This window comes from Rhizobacter sp. P2_D12 (genome assembly GCF_056404395.1).
The window spans coordinates 1-16,894 of the sequence record NZ_JBFUEB010000125.1 but is presented as its reverse complement, the minus strand read 5'-3'; the positions used below and the strand labels follow the sequence as shown (position 1 = coordinate 16,894).

Below are 16,894 nucleotides of genomic sequence, written 5' to 3'. Positions count from 1 at the left end.
CCCGCAAGCTCTCCAAGCAGGGCAACGCCGAGGAGCGCCGGCTCATCTACTGCGCCGCCATGACCGCCTGCCGCTCCCCCGTCTTCAAGGCCATCCGCGACAAGCTCCTCGCCCGCGGCATGTCCAAGATCCAGGCCTATTGCGTCGTCGCTCGCAAGCTCCTTCGCATCGCCTTCTCCGTCTGGCGCTCCAATCAGCCCTTCAACCCTCAGCTCGTCGGAAAGGCTTGACGCTCGACATAGAACCTACCGCCGCTCGACGATCACGGGCACCAGCTTCAAGGCATCGCGGATGCGCCCGGCGGCGTCCTGCGCCTCGGCCCGGCTCGGGTACGGCCCGGCCTGCAGGCGGTAGATCGACGGCTCGCTGAACACCGCCAGCAGCGGCGCCAGCCAGTCGAGTTCGCCGGAGACGCGGCGCTGGAAATTCTCGGCGCCGTCGCGCTGCTTGAACGCGCCCAGCTGAACCCAGAAGCCCTGGGCCGCGGTCGTGAACGCGCGTTCCGGCTTCGGGTCGGTGGCGACCTCGGGCAGCGGACTGGACGGCGCGACGGCCACGGCCGCCGGGACCACGTCGGCGACCGGCAGCGGCGCCGGCGCCGCCGCCAGCTCGGTGGCCTCGCCGCCGCGCTTCCACGACCCGCTGCGGATCTGCTCGAAGGTGATGCGCTCGACCTCGACCGGCGCGACGCCGTTCAGCACGCCCAGCTTCAGCGCGGCGGTGTAGCTCAGGTCGATCACGCGGTCCTGGTGGAACGGCCCGCGGTCGTTCACGCGCACGATCACCTCGCGCCCGTTGGCCGGGTTGCGCACCCGCGCATAGCTCGGGATCGGCATCGTCTTGTGCGCCGCCGTCATCGCGTACATGTTGTAGACCTCGCCGCTGGCGGTGCGCTTGCCGTGGAACTTGCGCCCGTACCACGAGGCGAGGCCGCGCTCGGTCAGCGGGCCGTCGTCGCGCATCGGCTTGTAGTCGCGGCCCAGCACCTCGTAGGGCTTGTTCGGGCCGCCCGGGCGGATCGGCTCGACCTGCGGCTGCGCATCGGGCACGCGCGCCAGGTCGGGCGGCGGCTTCGCATCGGGGCCGTCGCGCGACGGCGACTTCGGCGGGCCGGACGCGCACGCGGCCAGCAGCGCCGCCATGCACAGCATCGCCAGGTGGTGGCGCTGGCGGCGTGCCGCGGCCTCAATCCGCATAGGTCAACGGCAAGGCCGTCGTGAACTTGATTTCTTCCATCGCGAAGCTCGAACTCACGTCGAACAGATCGGTGGAGCGTATCAGCTGCTTGTAGACGTTGTCGTAGGCGCCGATGTCGGGCACCACGATGCGCAGCAGGTAGTCGACGTCGCCGCTCATGCGGTAGAACTCGACCACCTCGGGGATCGCCTTCACCGCGTTGTGGAAGGTGTCGAACCACTGCTGGCTGTGCTGGTTGGTGCGCACCGCGACGAACACCGTGACGCCCAGGTTCAGCTTCTTCGGGTCGAGCAGCGCCACCTGGCGCGTGATGACCCCGGCCTCCTTCAGCCGCTGGATGCGCCGCCAGCACGGCGTGGCCGACAGGTTGACCGCCTCGGCCAGCTTGGCCATCGGGATTTCGGCGTCGTTCTGCAACAGGCGCAGAAGCTCGCGGTCGATCGCATCGAACTTCTTCATTTCTCCTCAATTGGAGGACAGGATTCCAATTATTGAACATGAAGCACGTGAAATGGCGAGCATTTTTCTTCCACGAAACGCGAAACTTTTCAAGCCCGAACCGCGGGCTCGACAAGGACATTCGCGCATGAAAACCATCGGACTGATCGGCGGCATGAGCTGGGAATCCACCTCGCTGTACTACCAGATCATCAACCGCGAGACGGGCCGCCGCCTGGGCCAGCTGCACTCCGCGCCGCTACACCTGATCAGCCTCGACTTCGAGGACATCGCGTCGCGCCAGCGCGCGGCCGACTGGTCCGGCATGGGCCACATCCTGGTCGATGCCGCGCAGACGCTCGAGCGCGGCGGCGCCGACTGCGTGCTGATCGGCACCAACACCATGCACAAGCTGGCGCCCGAGGTGCAGGCGGCGCTCAGCGTGCCGCTGCTGCACATCGGCGATGCGACGGCGCGCGCCGTGCGCGCCGCCGGCCACGACAAGGTGGGCCTGATCGGCACGCGCTTCACGATGGAGCAGCCGTTCTACCGCAGCCACCTGGCCGGGCGCGGCGTCGACTGCGTGGTGCCGATGCAGGCGCAGCGCGACCAGGTGCACCACATCATCTTCGACGAGCTGTGCAAGGGCCTGGTGCGCGCCGAATCGCGCCACGTGCTGCAGCAGGTGTGCGCCGAACTCGGCTCGCGCGGGGCCCAGGCCATCGTGCTCGGCTGCACCGAGCTGTGCCTGATCCTGCACGAGGGCGACCTGGCCCTGCCGGTGTTCGACACCACCTCGCTGCATGCGCTGGCGGCCGTCGATTTCGCGCTCGCCGCGCACTGATCCCCGGGAACACCTGCCATGTGCCAGCTGCTCGGCATGAGCTCCAGCGCCAATGCCGCCATCACCTTCTCGTTCACCGGCTTCGCGCAGCGCGGCGGCCGCACCGACGACCACGCCGACGGCTGGGGCATCGCGTTCTACGAACGCTCCGGCTGCCGCGTCTTCCTCGACGACCAGCCGGCCTGCCAGTCGCCGCTGGCCGAGTTCGTCAGCCGCTACCCGATCAAGTCGAAGATCGTGCTGGCCCACATCCGCAAGGCCACGCAGGGCGAGCCGATGCTGTCGAACTGCCACCCGTTCCAGCGCGAATGGGGCGGCCAGCCTTGGATCTTCGCGACCAACGGCGACCTGCGCCACTTCCACCCGCCGCTGGACGGCCCGTACCAGCCGGTGGGCAGCACCGACAGCGAGAAGGCCTTCTGCTGGCTGCTGCAGGAATTGCGCAGCAGCTTCGGCGGCCGCCCGCGCCCGCCCGGCTGGCTCGAGCTGGCGCCGCGCGTGGCCGAGCTCAGCGCCATCATCGCGCGCCACGGCAACTTCAACTTCCTGCTGTCCAACGGCGCGGGCCTGTATGCGCACTGCTCCAGCAAGCTCCACGTGCTGGAGCGGCGCCACCCCTTCCCGACCGCGCGGCTGGTCGACTGCGACATGAGCCTCGACCTCAGCGCCTTCAACCGGCGCGACGACCGCATGGTGGTCGTGGCCACCGCGCCGCTGACGTCGGACGAAGCCTGGTCGGCCTTCGCGACCGGCGAATCGCGCCTGTTCATCGACGGCGAGCAGGCCTGGGGCCACACGCATCCCGGCACCCGGGTGTTCCCGGTGCCGCTCACCCATTGCGGGCGCGGGCGCGTGGCCGGCGTCGAGCTGCCCTGAGGCCCCGGCGATGCGCGGCCCGCTGCTCGACGTGCGCTGGATCGACGACTTCCTCGCGCTGGTCGAGTGCCGCAGCTTCACGCGCGCGGCGAAGCAGCGCAACATCTCGCAATCGGGCCTGTCGCGGCGCATCCAGGCGCTCGAGCAGTGGGCCGGCGCGCCGCTGCTCGACCGGCTGGCGCAGCCGCTGGGCCTGACCTGGCCGGGCCACTGCTTCATCGCGCAGGCGCGGCGGCTGCGCGACGCGCTCGGCACGATGAAGCAGATGGTCGCGTGCGACCCCGACGATCCGCTGGTCTGCGTGACTACCGTCATCGCCGACGGGCTGAGCCGCCTCGCCTGCACGATGCTGTCGGAGCCGGTGCAGCGGCAGGTGCCGCGCGCCTGCCTGGACATCCACTTCGACCGCTACAAGGCGGCACGCGCGGGGCTGGAGGCCGGGCAGGTCATGCTGTGGCTGGTGGCGCAGGATCCGCTGCTGCCGATCGACATCGACCCGCAGAAGTTCGAGGCCAAGGTCGTGCAGCACGACCGCCTGCTGCCGGTGGTCGCCGCGATGGGCGACCGGCCGCTGCACACGCTGCCCGGCAGCCGGCAGCACAAGGTGCCGGTGATCGACTACGACCCCATCCACCCGCTGGCCAGCCTCGAGGGCCTGCGGCGCACCCGCAACCTGACGCAGGTGCACCTGCAGCCCGGCACCTCGGCCGATTCGATGGACATGGCCCGCCACCTGGTCGCCAGCGGCGCCGGCATCGGCATCCTGCTCGAGTCGATGGTGCGCGAGCAGCTGGACTCCGGCCAGCTGATGTGCGCCAGGCCCGAATGGGCGCGGCCGATCGACGTGCTGCTGGTGCGTTCGCGCCAGGCCGGCATCACCTTCACCGGCGCGGCCGTCGAGGCGGCAGACCGGCTGTGGTCGCTGCACCCGGGGCTGCGGCCGAGCAGCCGGCCGCCGGTACCGGACGACGACGACGAGCGCGGCACGCTGATGGTGAGCGACGTGGTCACCGCCGACGCCTTCGCGCGCAGTGCCGGTGTCGGGCCGATGCCACAGCGCATGCGAGATGCGCATCCGGTCCGAATGTCCCGTTGAGGCGGGGTGCAGGCGTCCAGATACTGCCGCCTCCTCATCCACCCCGAAGAACCACCATGAACAGGACACTCGCCTCCATCGCCTTCATCGTCGCCGCCGGGCTGGCCCCGGCCCCGGCCCTCGCGCAATCCGGCGTCACGCTCTATGGCGTGGCCGATGCCTTCATCGAACGCGGCCAGGCCGGCACGCAGGCCAGCCGCCTGTCGCGCACGCGGGTCGAGTCGGGTGGCCTGAACGGATCGCGCCTCGGCCTGCGCGACACCGAAGACCTGGGCAGCGGCCTGAAGGCCACGATGGTGATCGAGCACGGCCTGCTGCTCGACAGCGGCGTGCCGGCGTCGACGGCCGGCTTCTGGAACCGCCAGGCCTTCGCCGGCTTGTCCGGCCCGTGGGGCTCGCTGACGGCCGGCCGCCAGTATTCGCCGCTGCTGGTGCACCAGGACACGTTCGACACCGCGCTGTCGACCACCGGCTATGGCAGCCCGTACAACTCCGGCGTGATGCGCACCGTCTCGCGCGTCAACAACAGCGTCGTCTACAGCCTGCCGGCGGACGCCGGCTTCAGCGCCTCGCTGATGGCGGCGGCCGGCGAAGGCAGCGCCGGCAGCACCTGGTCGGCGAGCCTGCGCCGGGCCGAGGGGGCGTGGGCCGTCGGCATGGCCGGGGTGCTGGTCAAGCGGCTGGACGGCACGACCGAAGACAAGCGCATCTGGAACCTGGCCGCGTCGTACAGGCTGGGCGATGCGATGTTCGCGGCCGCGCTGCAGCGCACGCGCAACGACAGGCAGGCTGCCAACACCGAGGACGACCGCAACGAGCTGTTCCTCGGCGCCAGCTGCGCCGTCGGCACCGGCGAGCTGCGCGCCGCCTACGGTCAGGGCACGGTGCGCCACGTGGCCGGCAGCACGGCGCGCCATGCCTCGCTCGGCTACGTGCACCACCTGTCGAAGCGCACCGCGCTGTACACCGCGGTGCAGCAGATCGACAACCCCGACAACCTGGCCTACCGCTCCGAGGGCTTCAGCTTCGACGCGATCGCGCCGGGGCTGCCGGCCGGAGCGGGCGTCACGGCGCGGGCGGTGGCCGCGGGCGTGCGCCACCGCTTCTGATGCCGTCGCGGCCGACGCCTACAGGCAGCGCGTCGTCACGTCGTGGGAGTGGCCGGGTTCGGCCGACGACGCGACCGTGATGGCCGTGCCGGCCTTGAGCTGGCGCAGGATCGCGACCGTCAGTGTCACGGTGTGGGTGTGCCCCGACGTGCCGCGGATGTCGTAGACCTTGTCGACCAGGGAGTCGAGGTCGGCGACGGGCACGACCAGCGCGTGGCCATGGTTGCCCGAGATCGTCTCGCCGCAGGACTGCGGTGCCGGCGATGGAGCGGGGGCGGGCGCAGGTGCCGGAGCGGGCGCTGGCGCCGGTGACGGCGCGGCCGGACTGTCGCCACCGCCGCCGCCGCAGGCCGCCAGGCTCGCGGTGGCCAGCGACGACCATGCCATGGCCAGCAGCTGCCGGCGGCGCATCGCGTCGAGTTCATTGTCGTTCGTGTGCATTCCCATGGATTCCTCCTCGAAGTGTTCGGCGCGGATGTTCATCAGATTCGCGGCGCGGGCACAGCATGTTTTCCGCTGGTTGCATCGCTGACAGTCCTCCTTCGCGACGGACCAAACAGGTCGACACAAGTGGTCACCCTTTCTCGCGATCCCCTGCCGCCCGGCGTGCTTTGGTGACATTGCGCGGCACGGTGGTATCGCTTCCACCGCAGCGGACTCATGCCCGCAGCCGATAGCCCGAGGCGTAGACCGATTCGATGCAGAGCGGCGTGCCGTGCGGCCTGGAGACACCCTCGCACTTCTGCCGCAGCCGGTAGACGTGCTGGCCGATGGAGCGCTTGCTGGCGCTGTCGGCATTGCCGAACAGCGCGGCCGACAGCATCTCCACCGTCGCGAGCCGTCCCGGCTGCTCGAACAGCACCTGCGCCAGGCGGCACTCGCGCACCGTCAGCTTCACGCTGTGGCCGGGCGAGGCCAGCGCGCGCCGCGTGACGTCGAGCGAATAGAGGCCCACGCGCAGCACCGGCTCGCGCGCGGCCGCGCCGGCCCGCACGCGCGCCAGCACGCGCTGCACGAGGCCGGTGGCGCCTTCGGCCTCGGTGGCGTAGTCGTCCGCGCCCCACATCAGCGCCTGCGCGATCGCGTAGGTGTCGCCGGCGCCGGTGGCGACGATCGGCGTGCGTGCCGCCACGCGGGGCCGCAGTGCATCGAGCCAGCGGCGCGTCAGCGCGGTGTCGGCCTGCACGAGGATCGCGTCGAAGCCGGTCTCCTGCCAGGCGCTGAGCAGGGCATCGGGCTCGCAGAACTGCTCGACGTCGATGGCGCGGTCGGCGAAGGCATTGATCGCGCGAAGGCCCTCCGCGCGAAGCGTCCACAGTGCGGCAATCCTCATAGGTCGATTCGGTTTTTCAGGGGTCCCGGGTGAATCGGCGGCGCGGCGTGCTGGCGCCGTACGTGCCATGCAGCGCATGTTGCGTGCCCGGTTTCAGACACCGGCTTGTCATGTGCCGTGCGTATGGTCCGCGCAACCCCGAAGGAGACCTCCATGACCGTTCTCGACCGTCGCCAGATCCTCAAGCTCATCGGTGCCGGCGGCCTGGCCGGCAGCGTGCCGCCCAGCATCGCCAATGCGCTGGCCGTGCCGGCCCACCACCGCAAGGGCACGATCGAGGACGTGGAGCACATCGTGATCCTGATGCAGGAGAACCGCTCCTTCGACCACATGTTCGGCACGCTGCGCGGCGTGCGCGGCTATGCCGACCCGCGCGCGGTGACGCTGCCGTCGGGCCAGCCGGTGTGGTACCAGCCGAACGGCAGCGGCACGCTGCTGCCGTTCCGCCCGCCGGTGGCCGACGTCGGGCAGACCTTCCTGCCGGACCCGCCGCACGGCTGGAACGACACGCACGCCGCGTGGAACGGCGGTCGCTGCGACCAGTGGGTGCCGAACAAGGGCGCGGTGACGATGTCCTATCACACGCGCAAGGACATCCCCTACCACTACGCACTGGCCGATGCGTTCACGGTGTGCGACGCCTACCACTGCTCGGTGCTCGGGCCGACCGACCCGAACCGGTACCACATGTGGACCGGCTGGGTCGGCAACGACGGCAAGGCCGGCGGGCCGGTCATCACGAACGCGGAAGCCGGCTACGACTGGATGACGTTTCCGCAGCGGCTGACGCAGGCCGGCATCGGCTGGAAGGTCTACCAGGACGTCGGCGTGGGCCTGGATGCCGCCGGGTCCTGGGGCTGGACCTCGGACCCGTACATCGGCAACTACGGCGACAACGCGCTGCTCTATTTCCACCAGTACCAGAATGCTCCGGAGGGTTCGCCGCTGGCACTGGCCGCGCGCACCGGCACGCAGGTCAACGCGCTGGGCCGCGACCCTTCGCGGCTGTTCGACACGCTGCGCGAGGACGTGCGCAACGCCAGGCTGCCGGCGGTCTCGTGGATCGTCGCGCCGGAGGCCTTCAGCGAGCACCCGAACCACGCGGCGGACTACGGCGCCTGGTACACGTCGCAGGTGATCGACATCCTGGCGTCGAACCCGGACGTCTTCGGCAAGACGGTGCTGTTCATCAACTACGACGAGGAAGGCGGCTTCTTCGACCACGCCGTGCCGCCGACGCCGCCGTTCGCGGGGCAAGGGGCGTCCACGGTGGACACCGTCAACGAGATCTACCCGGCCGGCGATCCCGGCCACCCCAGCGCGCCGTACGGCCTGGGCATGCGCGTGCCGATGCTCGTGGTGTCGCCGTGGAGCAAGGGCGGGTGGGTCAACTCACAGGTGTTCGACCACACCTCGCTGATCCGCTTCATCGAGACGCGCTATGCACGCGAAGTCCCCGGCCTGATCGAGAGCAACATCACGCCGTGGCGCCGCGCGGTGGCCGGCGACCTGACCTCGGCGCTCGACTTCTCGCGCCCCGACCGGGACCGGGTGCGGCTGCCGGGCACGGCGGCGTTGAAGCCGGCCGAGCTGGTACGCCACCCGGACTACACGATCGTGCCGCCGGCCTCGCCGCAGCTGCCGCTGCAGGAGCCCGGCGTGCGGGCGGCGCGGGCCTTGCCGTACGTGCTGCACGTCGATGGCGTGGCGAATGCGGCGACGAAGTCGTTCCAGATGAACTTCGGCAACACCGGCAAGGCGGCCGCGGTGTTCCACGTCCGTTCGGGCCAGGCGTCGGACGCGCCGCGCAACTTCACGGTCGAGCCGCAGCGGCTGCTGTCGGCGTCGTGGGCGGCGTCGGCCGCGGCGACCTACGACCTGTCGGTGACGGGGCCGAACGGCTTCCTGCGCGCGTACAAGGGCAAGGTGTCGGCCGATGCCAGCCGGCTGCTGGTGCGCGCGAGCTATGACGAAGGGCGGCTGGGCATCACGCTGTCGATCACCAACCTCGGGACGCAGGCGGTGGAGTTGCGGGTTCGCGACGGTTACAGCCACGGCCATCGCGACGACGAGCGCTCGAGCCTGCGGCTGCGACCCGGGCAGTCGACGGCGAAGACCTGGTCGCTCGAACGCAGCCGCGGCTGGTACGACCTGGCCCTCGCGGTCGATGGCGACCCGGCCTTCTCGGTGCGCTTCGCGGGGCACCTCGAGAACGGGGACGACAGCATCAGCGACCCGGCGATGGGGCGGGTCCGCATCGGGGAGTGACGGGCACGCGCGACAGCGCGGTTTCCCTACACTGGGCCGATGCGCATCGTGGCCTGGAACTGCTGCCGCGGCCCGATCCCGAAGAAGATCGCGGCGCTCGAAGCCCTGCAGCCTGACGTCGCGGTCATCGCCGAGGCGCTGGCGCCGGACAAGGAATCCGACCAGTTGCTCTGGTTCCCGTCCAATGCCTCGCGCCTGGGCATCCAGGTCCGCGCGTTCGGCACGCACACGCTGCGCAGGCTCAAGCGCGCCGAGCTGCCGAACTGCGTCGTGCCGGTGCGCGTCAACGGCGCCGTCCCGTTCAACCTGCTCGCGGTCTGGACCTGGCCGGCGCCGAGCTACACCAAGGCCTTCCTGAACGGCCTGTCCGCGTATGCCAGGCTGCTGCAGCGTGGCCCGACCGTGGTGGCGGGCGACTTCAACGGCAGCCCGGCCTTCGACAAGCCGACGCAACGCATCAAGTGGTGGACCGACGGTTTCTCGCGCCTGCACGACGCGGGCCTGGTCAGCGCGTACCACCAGTTCAACGGCGTGGCGTTCGGCGGCGAGGCCCATGCGACCCATCACTTCCTGAGGAAGCCCGAACGGCCCTTCCACATCGACTTCTGCTTCGTGCCGCGCAGCTGGGCCGAGAAGCGGTTGGTGGCGCAGATTGCCGCGGGCCCTGAGTGGTGCGCACTCAGCGATCATTTCCCGCTCGTGGTCGACACGGAAGCTTGACGCAGCGCCGCAACCACGGCGCAGCCTTACGATCCACGGCATGACAGCTGCAAGACAGTTCCCTTCCGTCGACACGCGCCGCCACGTGGTCGTGATCGGTGCCGGTGCGGTGGGCAGCGCCACGGCCATCGAGGCCCTGCGCGCGGGCCTGCAGGTGACGGTGGTGGAGCCCGATGAGCCGGGCGGACCGCAGGCCACCAGTTACGGCAATGCCGGCTGGCTGTCCTCGCATTCGGTGGTGCCGCCTGCGTTGCCCGGAGCCTGGCGCAAGGTGCCCGGCTGGCTGGCCGATCCGCTCGGCCCGCTGGCATTGCGCTGGCGCCATCTGCCGCGCGCCACGCCCTGGCTGCTGCGCTACCTGGCCTCGGGCTGGACGGAAGCGCGCGTGCAGCGCACCGCCAACGCGCTGCGCACGCTGCTGGCGGATGCGCCGATGCTGCACGCGCAGCTGGCGGCCGAGGCCGGCGTGCCGCAGCTGATCGAACAGCGCGGCCTGCTGCATGCGTACCGCTCGCGCTCGGAGTTCGACGCCGACGCGCTGGGCTGGCGCGTTCGCGGGCGCGTCGGCATTCGATGGGAGGAGTGGGACGCAGACGAACTGCGCCGCCGCGAACCGGATCTCGACCCGCGGTACACGCTTGGCATCTTCGTGCCGGAGGCTGGGCATTGCCGCAATCCCGGCGCGTACGTGGCCGCGCTGGCACGACATGCGTTCGCCACCGGTGCCCGGCACGTCGCTGCACGCGCAACGGGTTTTCGGATCGACGGCGGCCGGTTGCGCGCCGTGCGCACCGAGGCCGGTGACATCGCCTGCGACGCCGCGGCGATCTGTGCCGGCCCGCGCTCAGCGGCACTTGCGGCGGCAGCGGGCTCGCCGGTACCGCTGGAATCGGAGCGCGGCTACCACGTGGTGGTCGAGGACGCGAGGGTCGGACCCCGCACGCCGGTGATGGTGGCCGACGGCAAGCTGATTGCGCACTGGATGGACGGCGGGCTGCGCGCGGCCGGGCAGGTCGAGATCGGTGGCCTGGAGGCCGCGCCCGACTGGCGCCGCGCCGACATCCTGCATCGGCATTTGACGTCGATGTTTCCGCGATTGGCGCCGGCCGCACCGGATGCGCCTTCCGTCAAGCGCTGGCTCGGTCATCGCCCGAGCATGCCCGACGGCCTGCCCTGCATCGGGCCGGCCCGCGCCAGCGCCGACATCGTGCTGGCCTTCGGCCACGGCCACGTCGGCTTGTGCGGCTCGGCACGCACGGGCCGCCTGGTGGCGCAACTGCTCGCGGGCACGGCGCCGGAATTTGCCTTGGCGCCTTTCGATCCGCAGCGCTTCGTGTGACGGGCTCGGATCCGTCGCGAGCGGGCGGGTCAGGACGATGGCGGGGGTCGGGAAGATCTGGTCAGTCTTCCTTCATGCCGGTTGCCTTGACGATCGCACCGAGCCGTGTGCGTTCGGCCTTGACGAACTCGGCAAAGGAAGCGCGCGTGCCGCCGACCGGTTCGATGCCGGAGCTCTTGAGCCGGTCGATGACCGCCGGCGTCTTCATCGCGGCATCGATGGCGCTGTTCATCTTGTCGAGGATGGCGTCGGGCGTGCCGCGCGGGGCATGGATGCCGGCCCAGTGGGCAATGCGCAGTTCCGGGAAGCCCTGTTCGGCGGCGGTGGCCAGCGCCGGGTAGGCCGCGATGTGCGTCGTCCAGGTGTTCGCGAGCGCCTTCAGCTTGCCGCTCTTGAGATAGGGCAGTGCCACGTTGCTGGCCTCGGACGTGGCATCGACCTGGTGGCCCAGCACGGCGGTGATGGATTCCGACCCGCTCTTGTACGGCACCACGTCGAGCTTGGCGCCGTATCGGGTCTGCAGCACGCCCTGGACGAAGTGCGGCGTGCTGCCGGTGCCCGCCGTGGCCCAGTGGAACCCCGGACCGGCCTTGGAGGCGGCGATGAAATCCTTCAGGTCCTTGTACGGCGAGTCGGCGGGCACCAGGATCACCGACGGCGCGACGCCGATCATGGCCACCGGAACGAGGTCCTCGTCCTTGTAGGGCAGCCCCTTCTTGATCATGCCGTTGGAGATCACGCCCGCAGCGCTCACCAGGAAGGTGTAGCCGTCGGGCGCGCTCTTGGCGACGATGTCGGCGCCGATCGATGCGCCGGCGCCGGGCTTGTTGTCGACGATGATCGGCTGGCCCAGCGTCTTCGCGGCGGTCTCCGCGGCGAGCCGCGCCATGATGTCGTTCGCGCCGCCGGCCGAGAACGGCACGACCAGGCGGATCGGCTTCGTCGGCCACTCTTGTGCGCCGGCAGTGCCGGCCGACAGCGCCGCGGCCAGTGCCGCCGCGAGTGCGATGCGCCGTGTCGTCATGCGCGGTGTCGTCATGAATTGCGCGCGGCGAGATGTGGATTGGTGCGCCCGGCTGGGATCGAACCAGCAACCCCTGCCTTCGGAGGGCAGTACTCTATCCATTGAGCTACGGGCGCGAAGTGCGCGATTCTACAGCCCGCGGGGGCCGCCCAAGGCGGCCCTCTATAATCCCGCGGTTTTGCCAGCCAACGGATACGCCTCGAGGAACTCCATGAGCGAAGCCCACAGCACACCCGAACACGACGCACCGCACGAAGTGCACGAAGGCCCGATCAAGACGCCGAAGCAGCTCATCCTCGCGGTGTTCTTCGCGTTCGTGGTCCCGATCATCGCGATCATCCTGCTGGTGAGCTTCGTCGAGGCCGACCACCAGCCGGCCGCCGGCAGCGACGGCCTGAAGGCCGAGGCGGTCGCCAAGCGCATCCAGCCGGTCGCCGGCTACGAGGTCAAGGACCTGTCCGACCCGGCCTCGCTGAAGACCGGCGAGCAGGTCTTCGCGGCCCAGTGCACCGCCTGCCACACGGCCGGCGTCGCCGGTGCGCCGAAGTTCGGCGACGCAGCCGCCTGGGCCCCGCGCCTTCCGCAAGGCTACGACGTGCTGCTCACGCACGCGCTGAAGGGCAAGGGCGCGATGGGCCCGCAAGGCGGCGGCGACTTCAGCGACGTCGAGATCGGCCGCGCCGTGGTCTACATGGCCAACAAGGGCGGCGCCAAGTTCCCCGAGCCTGCCGTCACCGCGGCGGCACCGGCCGCTTCGGGCGCGGCGGCAGAAGCAGCGCCGGCCGCGTCGGCCGCAGCGTCCGCCGCCAAGTAGCCAGCGCAGCGCGTTCCCCCTTCCGAAGCCGGCCTCGTGCCGGCTTCAGCGTTTCTGGGGGCTCAGGCACACGCCGAAGCGCTGCAGCAGCGCGCCGGCGGTCGTCGGCTGCGGCAGCCACTGCCCGCGCTCGACCGCATCGGCCGCGGTGTCCATGTCCAGCGTGTGCACGAGGCCCAGGCCCAGGTCGGTGGCGAGGTACAGCCGGTCGGCTTCGTCCAGCCACACCGACGCGACCTGCGCCGCACGGCCGGTGTGCGATTCCACCTGCGGTGCCGCGCCGTCGCGGGCCGTGAGCCGCCACACCCACGGCGCCACTTCCAGCTCGACGAACACCTGCTGCGGCCCGTTCTGGAAGAACCAGCAGCCGCGGTGGTCGCTCTCGTAGTTGCGCCCGATGAACTCGCGCAGCTTGTCGTGCCGGATCATGCTGCCCTTGATGTGCGGGAAGGCGCCGGCCGCCTGCACGCGGTCATCGCGCATGTACCACTCGCCGCGCGCATCCAGCGCCAGCCAGCCGACGCAGGCCGGGACGTTGGGCCACTTCTTCAGTGCCGCCTTGACGATCTCGTCCATGGTGTCTCCTGTGTCGGATCAGCGCGCCGCATGCGGCGCCATCCACCGCATCACCTGGTCGGGCAAGGTCAGCACGTGGCCGGGCCACGCCCCGCCGGGGAAGCCGACGTGCCCGCCATGGTGCGGCTGCCACAGCGTCACGCACGGCCCGACGTCCTCCTGCCGCGGCAGGCTGTGGGCCGGCACGAACGGGTCGTTGCGCGCGTTCAGCACCAGCGCCGGCACACGGATGCGGTGCAGGTGCGGCTTGGCCGAGCCGCGCTGCCAGTAGTCGTCGGTGTCGCGAAAACCGTGCAGCGGCGCGGTGAAGATGTTGTCGAAGGTGTACAGGTCTTTCGCCGCGCGCAGCCGCTCGCGGTCGAACAGGCCGGGGTGCTGCTGCCACTTGCGCAAGGCCTTCGGGACCATCGTGCGCAGGAACATGCGCGTGTAGACGTGGCGGTTGAAGCCACGCCCGATCGCGTTGCCACCGGCCGCCAGGTCGATCGGCGACGAGATCGCGCACACCGCGCGCACGCTGGCCGATGCGGTCTCGCCCGCCTCCTCGGCCCAGCGCAGCAGCGCATTGCCGCCCAGCGACACCCCGACCGCGACGATCGGCCCGGCGTGCAGCGCGCGCAGCCGCTGCAGCACCCAGCCGATCTCCTCGAAATCGCCCGAGTGGTAGGCGCGCGGCGCCAGGTTCATCTCGCCCGAGCAGCCGCGGAAATGCGGCACCGCATAGCGCCAGCCGTGGCCGCGCGCCCAGTGCGCGAAGGCCTGTGCATAGTGGCTGGCCGACGAGCCCTCGAGGCCGTGGAACAGCACCAGCAGCGGGCTGGTCGTGTCGCCGGCCTGGAAATCGACGTCGATGAAGTCGCCGTCGGGCGTGGTCCAGCGTTCGCGCAGGTAGGCCGGCGCCGGGCCGCGGTAGCGCTTCGAGAAGAGCGCCGGCCAGATGGTCTGCAGGTTTCCACCGACGGCACCCTGGCCGCCCAGCCATCCGGGGGAGCGGTAGTCGTTCACTTCAATGCAGCACGGCGGGCGTTTCGCCGATCTCCTGGACTTCGCCTGGCGACCCCGGGCTCGCATGGTGCGCCACCATGCGCCAGCCCTGGGCCGTCTTCACATACACATTGGTCGCGATGACCCACGCGGCCTGCGGACCCTCGTTGGTCAGCACCTGCACGCGCTCCAGCACACTGTGCACCGCACTCGATTCACCATGCAGGCGACGCACCTTCTCGGGGTATGCATCGATCGTGCCATTCGCGAACATCGACTCGAAAGCCGCGCGGATCGCCGCCGGCCCGATCACGCGCGGCCCGCCGGGGTGCACGCAGCTGATGTCGTCGTCGTCGGACCAGGTGGCCATCAGCTTCTCGATGTCGCCGCGCTGCAGCGCTTCGTAGAACTGCTGCTCGGTGTCGTCGGGCGACGACAGCAGCGCGGCGGCAGGCGGTTTGGGGCGGGCCATCGGGGATCCTCAGCGGAAGACGACGGTCTTCGGACCGTTGAGCAGCACGCGGTGCTCGACGTGCCAGCGCACCGCGCGCGCCAGCACCATGCATTCGACGTCGCGGCCGACCGCGGTGAAATCCTGGGCGCTCAGCGAGTGGTCCACGCGCGCCACGTCCTGCTCGATGATCGGCCCTTCGTCCAGCTCGGCCGTCACGTAGTGGGCCGTCGCGCCGATCAGCTTGACGCCGCGGTCGTGCGCCTGGAAGTACGGCTTCGCGCCCTTGAAGCTGGGCAGGAAGCTGTGGTGGATGTTGATCGCGCGGCCCTTCAGGAAATCGCAGAACTGCGGGCTCAGGATCTGCATGTAGCGCGCCAGCACCGTCAGGTCGATGCGCTCGCGTTCGATCAGGGCCTCGACCTGCTGCTCCTGCGCGCGCTTGGCCTCGGCGCTGCTGCCGGCCGGCAGCGCCCAATGGTGGAACGGGATCTCGTAGCGCTCGGCCAGCCCGCGGAAATCGGGATGGTTCGACACGATGCCGGCGATGTCGGCACCGAGCTGCTGCGAATGCCAGCGGTACAGCAGGTCGTTCAGGCAGTGGCCGTGCTGGCTCACCATCAGCAGCAGGCGCGGGCGGCGCGACAGGTCGTGGAAGCGCGCGTCCATGTGGTACTGCTCGCGCACGCTGGTGAACAGGTTGTCGAGCGTCGCGCTGTCGGCCAGGTGCGGCGGCGCCTCGAAGTGCACGCGCATGAAGAACAGCCCGGTGGCCGAGCCCGGCGTCGCCAGGTCGCCGAACTGCTGCGAATCGAGGATGTTGCAGCCGGCCTGGTACAGCAGGCCCGACACGGTGTAGACGATGCCCTTGGTGTCGCGGCACGACAGGGTGAGGACGAATTCACGGATTTCACGGGCAGGCTGCATGGGCGCAGATTGTACGGACGGGGGTGCAGCCCCGCGGGGTGCCGCATAGAATCGCCGCCACGTGAACCCCGTCACGTTCAACCCCCACAGCGCGCACATGGCCACCACCCCGAACGACTGGAGTGAGCGCAGCAAGGAACTCTCCGAGCTGCTGGCGCGCAGCGGCCTTGGCGACCGCCAGGCCTTCGCGCGGCTGTACGAGCGCAGCAGCGCGCATCTGTTCGCCGTGGTGCTGCGTATCAACCGGGACCGGGCGCAGGCGGAAGACGTGCTGCAGGAGGTGTACGTCAACGTCTGGCGCGCCGCGCAGACCTTCGATGCGGCACAGAGCCAGCCGCTGACCTGGCTGACCAGCATCGCACGCAACCGCGCGATCGACAGCCTGCGCCGCAAGCAGACCGAGCCGCAGACGCAGCCCGCGCTGCTGTTGAACGACGACGAGGACAAGGACGTGTACGACGATCTGCCTGACGACGCGCCGACGCCGCTCGAGATGCTGAGCCGGGCCTCGGATGCGCGCGCGCTGTCGCACTGCATGGACGCGCTGAGCGCGCCGCAGCGCCAGAGCGTCGCGCTGGCGTTCTACGACGGGCTGAGCCACGCCGAGGTGGCCGAGCAGATGCGCCAGCCGCTGGGCACCGTGAAGTCGTGGGTGCGGCGCGCGCTGCAGTCGCTGAAGGCCTGCCTCGACGGCGCCGTGTTGCGCGACGCCAGGGGCGCCTGATGGACTACAGCCGGCCCGAGCTGGCCGACCGCCTGGGCGCCGAGTACGTGGCCGGCACCTTGCGCGGGCCGGCGCGGCGCCGCTTCGAGGCCCTGCTCGGCGGCCACCCGGCGCTGCGCGCCGCGGTGCGCGCCTGGCAGGACCGGCTGATGCCGCTGTCGGCCAGCCTCGCGC

Annotated in this window: 18 protein-coding genes, 1 tRNA gene and 1 pseudogene; 10 read left to right on the top strand and 10 right to left on the bottom strand. The window is 70.5% G+C overall.

The genetic code is table 11. The features are described 5' to 3' along the window. Positions 1 to 230: pseudogene (locus AC1DYN_RS27895) on the top strand (IS110 family transposase); the annotation flags it as partial. Between the two features lie 15 nt (positions 231 to 245). Here the strand turns inward: AC1DYN_RS27895 and AC1DYN_RS27890 are convergent. Continuing rightward, on the bottom strand, positions 246 to 1,196 hold the full coding sequence (locus AC1DYN_RS27890; protein WP_477965216.1) for a septal ring lytic transglycosylase RlpA family protein: 951 nt from the start codon (positions 1,194 to 1,196) through the stop codon (positions 246 to 248). Beyond that, a complete protein-coding gene (locus tag AC1DYN_RS27885; RefSeq protein ID WP_477965215.1) occupies positions 1,186 to 1,656 on the bottom strand; it encodes an Lrp/AsnC family transcriptional regulator in 471 nt (156 codons plus the stop codon). The genes AC1DYN_RS27890 and AC1DYN_RS27885 overlap by 11 nt, the downstream gene beginning before the upstream one ends. A gap of 127 nt (positions 1,657 to 1,783) precedes the next feature. Between AC1DYN_RS27885 and AC1DYN_RS27880 the strand changes: the two genes are divergently transcribed. Genes AC1DYN_RS27880 through AC1DYN_RS27865 form a run of 4 tightly spaced genes read left to right on the top strand, consistent with a single transcriptional unit; the run spans position 1,784 to position 5,560 of the window. Further along, positions 1,784 to 2,479 carry an aspartate/glutamate racemase family protein gene (locus AC1DYN_RS27880; RefSeq protein WP_477965210.1) on the top strand — a complete coding sequence of 232 codons (696 nt, stop codon included), beginning with the start codon at positions 1,784 to 1,786 and terminating at the stop codon, positions 2,477 to 2,479. Between the two features lie 18 nt (positions 2,480 to 2,497). Further along, on the top strand, positions 2,498 to 3,355 hold the full coding sequence (locus AC1DYN_RS27875) for a class II glutamine amidotransferase (protein ID WP_477965208.1): 858 nt from the start codon (positions 2,498 to 2,500) through the stop codon (positions 3,353 to 3,355). A 10-nt stretch (positions 3,356 to 3,365) separates the two neighbouring features. After that, the gene (locus AC1DYN_RS27870) at positions 3,366 to 4,451 is read left to right on the top strand and encodes a LysR family transcriptional regulator (protein WP_477965206.1); all 1,086 of its coding nucleotides are present in this window, start codon (positions 3,366 to 3,368) and stop codon (positions 4,449 to 4,451) included. A 56-nt stretch (positions 4,452 to 4,507) separates the two neighbouring features. Beyond that, positions 4,508 to 5,560 (top strand): porin, encoded by a 1,053-nt coding sequence (locus tag AC1DYN_RS27865; RefSeq protein ID WP_477965204.1) that lies wholly within the window; start codon positions 4,508 to 4,510, stop codon positions 5,558 to 5,560. 18 nt (positions 5,561 to 5,578) lie between these two features. On the opposite strand, the gene AC1DYN_RS27860 is transcribed toward AC1DYN_RS27865, so the two are convergent. Both AC1DYN_RS27860 and AC1DYN_RS27855 read right to left on the bottom strand, forming a co-directional pair. Continuing rightward, positions 5,579 to 6,007: a hypothetical protein gene (locus tag AC1DYN_RS27860; RefSeq protein WP_477965202.1), complete on the bottom strand. Its 429-nt coding sequence runs from the start codon at positions 6,005 to 6,007 to the stop codon at positions 5,579 to 5,581. Positions 6,008 to 6,218: 211 nt separating this feature from the next. Beyond that, entirely contained in the window at positions 6,219 to 6,893 is a 675-nt protein-coding gene (locus AC1DYN_RS27855; RefSeq protein ID WP_477965200.1) for a winged helix-turn-helix domain-containing protein, read from the bottom strand. A 153-nt stretch (positions 6,894 to 7,046) separates the two neighbouring features. On the opposite strand from AC1DYN_RS27855, the gene AC1DYN_RS27850 reads away from it, so the two are divergent. The 3 genes from AC1DYN_RS27850 to AC1DYN_RS27840 are packed head-to-tail and all read left to right on the top strand — an operon-like array spanning position 7,047 to position 11,220. Further along, a complete protein-coding gene (locus AC1DYN_RS27850) occupies positions 7,047 to 9,161 on the top strand; it encodes a phosphocholine-specific phospholipase C (RefSeq protein WP_477965198.1) in 2,115 nt (704 codons plus the stop codon). A 39-nt stretch (positions 9,162 to 9,200) separates the two neighbouring features. Then, positions 9,201 to 9,881 carry an endonuclease/exonuclease/phosphatase family protein gene (locus AC1DYN_RS27845; protein ID WP_477965196.1) on the top strand — a complete coding sequence of 227 codons (681 nt, stop codon included), beginning with the start codon at positions 9,201 to 9,203 and terminating at the stop codon, positions 9,879 to 9,881. A 40-nt stretch (positions 9,882 to 9,921) separates the two neighbouring features. Further along, positions 9,922 to 11,220, top strand: a complete 1,299-nt coding sequence (locus AC1DYN_RS27840) for an NAD(P)/FAD-dependent oxidoreductase (RefSeq protein WP_477965194.1) — start codon at positions 9,922 to 9,924, stop codon at positions 11,218 to 11,220. A 61-nt stretch (positions 11,221 to 11,281) separates the two neighbouring features. Here the strand turns inward: AC1DYN_RS27840 and AC1DYN_RS27835 are convergent, their stop codons facing one another. Then, positions 11,282 to 12,244 (bottom strand): tripartite tricarboxylate transporter substrate binding protein, encoded by a 963-nt coding sequence (locus AC1DYN_RS27835; protein WP_477965218.1) that lies wholly within the window; start codon positions 12,242 to 12,244, stop codon positions 11,282 to 11,284. 40 nt (positions 12,245 to 12,284) lie between these two features. Further along, positions 12,285 to 12,360 (bottom strand) — tRNA-Arg (locus AC1DYN_RS27830). A 95-nt stretch (positions 12,361 to 12,455) separates the two neighbouring features. Between AC1DYN_RS27830 and AC1DYN_RS27825 the strand changes: the two genes are divergently transcribed. After that, on the top strand, positions 12,456 to 13,058 hold the full coding sequence (locus tag AC1DYN_RS27825) for a c-type cytochrome (RefSeq protein ID WP_477965192.1): 603 nt from the start codon (positions 12,456 to 12,458) through the stop codon (positions 13,056 to 13,058). 45 nt (positions 13,059 to 13,103) lie between these two features. Here the strand turns inward: AC1DYN_RS27825 and AC1DYN_RS27820 are convergent, their stop codons facing one another. From AC1DYN_RS27820 to purU, 4 genes are read right to left on the bottom strand one after another with little or no spacing between them, the layout of a single operon-like run. Continuing rightward, positions 13,104 to 13,634: a DUF2946 family protein gene (locus AC1DYN_RS27820; RefSeq protein ID WP_477965190.1), complete on the bottom strand. Its 531-nt coding sequence runs from the start codon at positions 13,632 to 13,634 to the stop codon at positions 13,104 to 13,106. 18 nt (positions 13,635 to 13,652) lie between these two features. After that, entirely contained in the window at positions 13,653 to 14,639 is a 987-nt protein-coding gene (locus AC1DYN_RS27815) for a YheT family hydrolase (RefSeq protein WP_477965188.1), read from the bottom strand. Between the two features lies 1 nt (position 14,640). Next, positions 14,641 to 15,090, bottom strand: a complete 450-nt coding sequence (locus AC1DYN_RS27810; protein WP_477965186.1) for a YybH family protein — start codon at positions 15,088 to 15,090, stop codon at positions 14,641 to 14,643. Positions 15,091 to 15,099: 9 nt separating this feature from the next. Then, positions 15,100 to 15,996 carry a formyltetrahydrofolate deformylase gene (purU, locus tag AC1DYN_RS27805; protein WP_477965184.1) on the bottom strand — a complete coding sequence of 299 codons (897 nt, stop codon included), beginning with the start codon at positions 15,994 to 15,996 and terminating at the stop codon, positions 15,100 to 15,102. Positions 15,997 to 16,093: 97 nt separating this feature from the next. Between purU and AC1DYN_RS27800 the strand changes: the two genes are divergently transcribed. Next, entirely contained in the window at positions 16,094 to 16,720 is a 627-nt protein-coding gene (locus AC1DYN_RS27800) for a sigma-70 family RNA polymerase sigma factor (RefSeq protein WP_477965182.1), read from the top strand. The last annotated feature ends 174 nt before the right edge of the window (positions 16,721 to 16,894 follow it).